7 protein-coding genes are annotated in these 7,130 nt (G+C 34.3%); 3 read left to right on the forward strand and 4 right to left on the reverse strand.

From position 1 onward, the window contains the following. Positions 1-313: 313 nt before the first annotated feature. The 3 genes from aroQ to ABIQ27_RS14090 all read left to right on the forward strand — a co-directional run bounded on the left by aroQ (position 314) and on the right by ABIQ27_RS14090 (position 3,671). Positions 314-727 carry a type II 3-dehydroquinate dehydratase gene (gene aroQ, locus ABIQ27_RS14080; protein ID WP_348034553.1) on the forward strand — a complete coding sequence of 138 codons (414 nt, stop codon included), beginning with the start codon at positions 314-316 and terminating at the stop codon, positions 725-727. A gap of 104 nt (positions 728-831) precedes the next feature. Beyond that, entirely contained in the window at positions 832-3,303 is a 2,472-nt protein-coding gene (locus ABIQ27_RS14085) for a DUF5686 and carboxypeptidase regulatory-like domain-containing protein (protein ID WP_348034554.1), read from the forward strand. Positions 3,304-3,308: 5 nt separating this feature from the next. Beyond that, on the forward strand, positions 3,309-3,671 hold the full coding sequence (locus ABIQ27_RS14090) for a hypothetical protein (protein WP_348034555.1): 363 nt from the start codon (positions 3,309-3,311) through the stop codon (positions 3,669-3,671). On the opposite strand, the gene ABIQ27_RS14095 is transcribed toward ABIQ27_RS14090, so the two are convergent. The 4 genes from ABIQ27_RS14095 to ABIQ27_RS14110 all read right to left on the reverse strand — a co-directional run bounded on the left by ABIQ27_RS14095 (position 3,672) and on the right by ABIQ27_RS14110 (position 7,038). Beyond that, a complete protein-coding gene (locus ABIQ27_RS14095; RefSeq protein ID WP_348034556.1) occupies positions 3,672-4,439 on the reverse strand; it encodes a TSUP family transporter in 768 nt (255 codons plus the stop codon). 41 nt (positions 4,440-4,480) lie between these two features. Continuing rightward, positions 4,481-4,924: a hypothetical protein gene (locus ABIQ27_RS14100; protein ID WP_348034557.1), complete on the reverse strand. Its 444-nt coding sequence runs from the start codon at positions 4,922-4,924 to the stop codon at positions 4,481-4,483. A gap of 4 nt (positions 4,925-4,928) precedes the next feature. Next, positions 4,929-6,239, reverse strand: a complete 1,311-nt coding sequence (murA, locus tag ABIQ27_RS14105; protein WP_348034558.1) for a UDP-N-acetylglucosamine 1-carboxyvinyltransferase — start codon at positions 6,237-6,239, stop codon at positions 4,929-4,931. An 82-nt stretch (positions 6,240-6,321) separates the two neighbouring features. Next, positions 6,322-7,038: a DUF4290 domain-containing protein gene (locus ABIQ27_RS14110; protein WP_348034559.1), complete on the reverse strand. Its 717-nt coding sequence runs from the start codon at positions 7,036-7,038 to the stop codon at positions 6,322-6,324. Positions 7,039-7,130: the final 92 nt, after the last annotated feature.

Here is a 7,130-nt window from a genome sequence, read left to right on the forward strand (position 1 = left end):
TACTGTTAAAATAATTTTTTTCATGTTTGTTTAATTTTAAAATTAATATGAACAAATTTATAAGTAATCCTTTTCTACCAACATAACCCACTATTGCAGTTATTAACAATTTTATTAACAAAAAAAACCTTTAACCTTTTACTTTCCAGTGTTTTAAACCTATTTCTGGTTGTTAACAACGAAATTCTGTTTTCTAAATTTTACATAAATTAAGGTATTGCGAGAATTTTTCCTATTAATAACTGCTTTTTTAAGAAGAACTAAATGCTCTTTTCTACTGATTATTTATATTTTTACAGAAATATATGTTTGTATGGAAATAATCATAATTAATGGTCCGAATTTAAACTTGTTAGGAAAGCGTGAGCCTGAAGTCTATGGAAATATGACTTTCGATGCTTTTTTTGATGAGTTGAAAAAGAAATATCCAAACATTTCTCTTTCTTATTTCCAAAGTAATATTGAAGGTGAACTTATTGACAAAATTCAGGAAGTTGGGTTTAGTTATGATGGCATCATTTTAAATGCCGCAGCTTACACTCATACTTCCGTTGGGATTGGCGATGCAGTAAAAGCCATTGCTACTCCGGTAATAGAAGTGCATATATCCAATACCTTTTCGAGAGAAACTTTTCGTCATCAATCATTTATTTCTCCCAATGCAAAAGGAATCATTATTGGTTTCGGTTTAAAAAGCTATGAATTGGCGTTGCAGTCTTTTCTTTAGTTTTATTTGTTACACAGAGATTCACAGAGTTAAATTCTAAATCTCTGTGAAACAAAAAAGAATTACACAGAGACTCACAAAGGAACCTTATATAAAAACAATCCATGAAAAATATTTTTGCCCTAGCCCTACTTCTATTCTCAATTGTTACTTTCTCACAAATAAAAGGAACTGTTACCGATGACAAAGGAATTCCGTTACCGTTTGTAAACATCTTTGAAGAGAACACTTATAATGGAACAACTACAAATGATAAAGGAAAATTTATCTTAAATGTAAAAAGCGAAAACCCAACGATTATCTTTCAATATCTAGGCTATAAAACCGAAAAAAAATCCATTACAAAAAATCAGTTTGCTGAGAGTTTGAGTATTATGTTGGTGGAGGAAAATATTACGCTTAAAGAAGTTGTCATCAATCCAAAAGACAATCCCGCGAATGAGATTATCCGAAATGCAATTAAAAACAAAAAAGAAAACTCTGAAAAGACTGCCCGATTCAAAGCAGATTTTTATTCCCGCGGTATTATCAGGTTGAAAGATCTACCAAAAACTATCATGGGACAAAAACTTGATATGTTTGATGAAATATTAGACTCGACGCGAAGCGGAATTATTTATCTGTCGGAAACCGTTTCTAAGATAACTTTTCAAAAACCGGATAAGATGAAAGAAATCATTGTGGCTTCCAAAGTAAGTGGCAGAGACAATGGCTTTAGTTTCAATAATGCTGCTTCGGTGAATTTTGATTTTTATGAAAACTATCTTCCGTTTGAGATTAACGTAGTTTCTCCTATTGCTGATAATGCTTTCAATTATTACAAATACAAATTTGAAGGTTCTTTTTTTAACGAAAACCGTCAACAGACTAATAAGATAAAAGTAATTCCGCGTCGCGATAATGAGCCTGCCATGGAAGGTTATGTCTATATAGTAGATGACTCTTACGCTATTTATGCTACGGATTTATCCATAAGAGGGAATCAAATGCAATCTCCGGCTATTGACAAACTGACATTGAAACAAAGTTTCAGTTATAATTCCATTAATAAAATCTGGGTGAAAAATACGCAGACATTAGATTTTATCGCCGGAATGCTAAGCATTAAAGTCAATGGACGCTTTACGTATGTGTATTCTAATTTTGAATTTGAAAAGCAATTTGAAAAGAAAACCTTCACTAATGAAATTCTGTCATTTCAGGAAAACGCCAATAAGAAGGAAGATGCTTTTTGGAACACTATTCGACCTGTTCCTTTGACAGAAGAAGAAACCACAGATTATCAAAAGAAAGATATCTTACAAACAAAAAAGAAATCAAAAACCTATTTAGATTCAATTGATGCCAAACACAACAAATTTAAAGTGATGGATATTTTGAATGGCTACAGTTATAAAAACTCCTTTAAAAAATGGTCAATCGATTATGACGGGCCACTTTTATCTACTTCGTTCAACACGGTTCAGGGATGGCGTATCAATGCCGGTTTATCTTACACAAAACGCGATGAAGATAAGAGAACTTACACCCGAATTGGTTCCAAGGTTGACTATGGCTTTTCGGAAGAAAAAATAAGAGCAACAGCTAATTATACTCATAAATTTAACAATACCAATAATAGCGTTTTGTCTTTTAATGGTGGAAGTTCTGTCAATCAGTTTAATCCAGGTAATCCAATTTCAAATATTGTAAACTCGGTCAGCACTTTGTTTTTCAAAAATAATTTCATGAAATTGTATGAAAAGAATTTTGTTTCGGGCTTTTTTGGAAGAGAGATTGTCAATGGATTTACCATGAATCTTAATGCTGAATATTCGGAAAGAAGACCTTTGTACAACACAACTGATCATTCGCTTATAAAAAGTGATGATTTATATACATCCAATAATCCGCTTTCGCCAAATGACGAGACTTCAGCTGCGATAAGCAAACACAATTTGGTAAAAACCAATATTGGAATGCGCTTTAATTTTGGACAAAAATATATAACGCGCCCCGATGGTAAATACAATATTCCAAACGATGACTATCCGGCACTGACTTTAGGTTATGAAAAAACATTTGCCGCCACGGATAAAAATTACGAATATGATCTTATTGCTGCAAGAGTAAATTATGATTTGACTTTGGGAAATAAAGGAACATTGCAAATGGTTTTCAAAGCTGGTAAATTCTTCAATGCCGACAATATTTCTTTTGTTGATTATAAACATTTCAATGGCAACCAGACTCATATTGGTCAAGCCGATAGTTATACGAATGTGTTTAATTTATTGCCTTATTATACTGCGAGTACGAATGATAGTTATAGCGAAACTCATATTGAGCATAACGACAAAGGCTATTTTATGAATAAAATTCCGCTATTGAAACTCTTGCAGTCGCAATTGGTTTTGGGCTTTCACAACTTAGCTGTTCCAGACAGAAAGCCATATCAGGAATTCTGTGTTGGATTGGATAATCTTGGTTTTGGAAAATTCCGTTTCTTTAGAGTGGATTATGTACGTTCGTATCAAAACGGTTATCAGGGTGATGGAGTTGTCTTTGGTTTGAAGTTTTTAAATATATTAGAATAAATAGGATGAAGAAAACAGGCTTGATAATAATAGGTTTAATTACTATATCGGCAATTATTACTTCAATGATATCTACTGATACTTCAGAAGAAAAAAACATTAAAGTTTCCGGAGTTGTAAAATCGGTATCCGAAGGTGGTGTCAAAGATTTGGTTTTCGAATTGGAAAATGAAAAGACCACTTATTACATCAACCGTGGATTGGAAAATGGATTTGATTTAAAAAAAGCCAAAGCAGATTACATTGGCAAAAATGCGATTATAAATTATGCCAAAAAATGGACAGTTTTAGCTCCATTCGGAACAACCTGCAAACCCATTCTACAGATTAAAATTGATGATTCCATAATCTATTCTGAATGGAAATAACTATTTAAAAAACACATCATAACCAAAACGAATCAACGTTCCAATAACGACAATCAAAAAGAAAACACGAATAAAACCGTTGCCTCTTTTGATGGCGAGTTTGGCTCCAATCCAACCTCCAAAAGCATTGCAGATTGCCATCGGAATTGCAAAAGCCCAAATGATTTTCCCTTTTAAAACAAAAAGACAAATCGAACCAAAGTTGGTTGCCAGATTTACCATTTTGGCATTAGCCGAAGCATGAAGAAAATCGAAACCTAAAACACTTACAAAACCTAATACCAGAAAGCTTCCGGTTCCCGGACCGATAAATCCGTCATAAAATCCGAGGCAGATACTCATGATAATTGCAAGGAAAAACAATTTCTTCTCAGACCATTCTTTATGCTGATGCTGACCAAAATTCTTTTTGGTAAACGTGTAAATGGCAATTAAAGTCAGAACAACTAAAAGCAGCGGTTTCATAAAATCATTGTGGACTTTGGTCAGTAGATTAGAACCTAAAAAAGCGGAAGCAAAAGCAACAACTGCCATAACTGAAAGCAGTTTCCAATTCATATCTACTTTCTTCAGATACTGATTCGCGGCAAAACTAGTTCCGCTAAACGCCGGGATTTTCAACGAACCAATTATGGATGAAACCGCAAGATTTGGCATTAAGATTAAAGCTACCGGAGTTTGGATTAATCCGCCGCCGCCAACAATAGCATCGACAAATCCCGCAAAGAAAGAAGCAATACAAAGAATGACAATAATATATGTTTCCATAGATGAATTAAAAATCCCAATGCTCACACATTGGGATTTTGTTATTTTTTATAAGGTGTGTATTCGTCTTTCCATTCCTGAATTATTATGCCTTGAAATTTTCCATCGGTTCTTAACCAAATCCGAATTTCCTTTAAAAATTCATTTCTCTCAAAATTAGCTTTGTATCTGTAGATTTTAGAATTTCCGGCAAAAGTATCATCTATAACTTCAACAAGATTCATATCGATGAATTTTCCATTACTTTTATCAAGGGCGTCGCAGGCATGCTGCATTTCTTCTAATGAAAGTTCGGCAAGACCTTGCGTAGCTTCTCTTCCGGTTACCTGAATAAATTGTCTTGTTTTGCAAGTTTCGAATATCCTTTTCCCAAAGTTATACACCTTTTGCTTTTCTGCTTCCGGAATAGAACTTATATCCGTTCTTCGATAGGTTGTTTTGCAAGAAACCAACAGGAAGATTAGACAAAGGCTTAGGATTCTCATCTATTTATGCTCTGACAATATTGGCCCCAAGTGCACGAAGTCTTTCGTCAATGCGTTCGTAACCTCTGTCAATTTGTTCAATATTTTGAATAGTTGAAGTTCCTTTTGCAGAAAGTGCAGCAATCAATAATGAAATTCCGGCACGAATATCTGGCGAACTCATTATCGTTGCTTTCAATTGTGATTGAAAATTGTGTCCCATAACTACCGCTCTATGTGGATCACAAAGCATAATTTTGGCACCCATATCAATCAGTTTGTCCACAAAAAACAAACGGCTTTCAAACATTTTTTGGTGAATTAAAACATCACCATTCGCCTGAGTTGCCACAACCAAAATGATGCTTAATAAATCAGGTGTAAATCCCGGCCATGGTGCATCAGCAATGGTTAAAATAGAACCATCGATATCTGTTTTTACGGTATATCCTTTTGTATGAGCTGGAATATAAATATCGTCACCTTTTTTCTCTAAAGTAATTCCCAGTTTTCTAAACACACTTGGAATAACACCAAGGTTTTCCCATGAAACATTCTTAATAGTGATTTCACTTCTTGTCATAGCCGCAAGACCAATCCATGAACCAATCTCAATCATATCCGGAAGGATTCTGTGTTCACAGCCTCCTAATTTTTCAACACCTTCAATAGTTAATAAGTTAGAACCAACACCAGTGATTTTGGCTCCCATTGAGTTCAACATTTTACACAACTGTTGCAAATATGGTTCGCAGGCTGCGTTGTAAACTGTAGTCGTTCCTTCGGCTAAAACAGCAGCCATAACAATATTTGCTGTTCCGGTTACAGATGCTTCATCAAGCAACATGTGTGCGCCTTTCAATCTTCCTTTGACTTCAACACCATAGAAATGATCTTCTCGTTCGTAACGGAATTTGGCACCAAGATTTATAAAACCTTCAAAGTGCGTATCCAAACGACGACGGCCAATTTTATCGCCACCTGGTTTTGGGATATATCCACAACCAAATCTGGCCAAAAGTGGACCAACAATCATAATCGAACCTCTTAAACTTCCACCTTCTTTTTTAAAAGCTTCTGTTTTCAGATAATCAATATTTACATCATCGGCCTGAAAAGTGTAGTCTCCTACTCCATTTTTTTGGATTTTGACACCTAAATTTCCAAGTAAAACTATTAGTTTATTAACATCAATTATATCTGGAATATTTGTAATTCTAACTTTTTCTGAAGTTAATAATGCAGGACATAAAACTTGCAATGCTTCATTTTTTGCACCTTGTGGTTGTACATCACCTTTTAGTTGAATGCCACCTTCGATTTGAAAAGTTCCCATATATTTTAGGTTCTGAGGTTCTAAGGTTCTGAGGTTCTGAGGCTAAAACTTAATACCTAAGAAACTTAGTGCCTTAGCACCTTTATTTTGGATTATTGTTATTATTATTTTTCTTTACAAACGGTTTTTTACCGTTTTTGTTGATTTTAATCTTCGGATTTGAAACAGGGTTTTTGTTGGACATTTTTTTATTGGTACGCATCAGGTCTGTTGTTGTCAACAACTCTTCGGTACTTTGCAACAAATTTAATGTGCCTTCTGACAATTCATACAGATGCTCAAAAATCACTGTATCGGTAACTGTGTCTTTATTCCAGCTCAGGTATGATTTTTTCATGTGATTGGCAATGACTTTTACCAAGGCATTTTTCATTTCACCTTCTTCCCAGCTGTTGGCAACATCAATCATGTACTTGATGTTGTTTCCATAAAAACGATATTTTGGATTTTTTTGAGGATAAGCAAGTCTTTCAGGTTTTAGATGAATTACATCTCTGGTCGGAATTGGATATGGAGAATCAACATCCAATTTAAAATCGGACATGATAAAAATCTGATCCCATAATTTGTGTTGGAAATCAGGAACATCACGCAGGTGCGGGTTTAAGCTTCCCATAACCTGAATAATATATTTTGCTACCTGATTGCGCTTTTCTCTATCTTCAATAACTGTTGCCTGATCAATCAATTTCTGCAAATGGCGACCATACTCAGGAATGATTAAATGCGATCTTTCGCCATTGTATTCCAAATGATGGACAACATCGTTTGCATTTTCTTTTATATACTTCTCCGCCATTATAATGATATTATTCCTTCTATAGAAGACAATTCTATGTATTTTTCAATAACATGCTCCGGACTTTCCATCATCACGTTTATTGAAACACT

This window comes from Flavobacterium sp. (genome assembly GCF_039916025.1).
Classification (GTDB): domain Bacteria; phylum Bacteroidota; class Bacteroidia; order Flavobacteriales; family Flavobacteriaceae; genus Flavobacterium.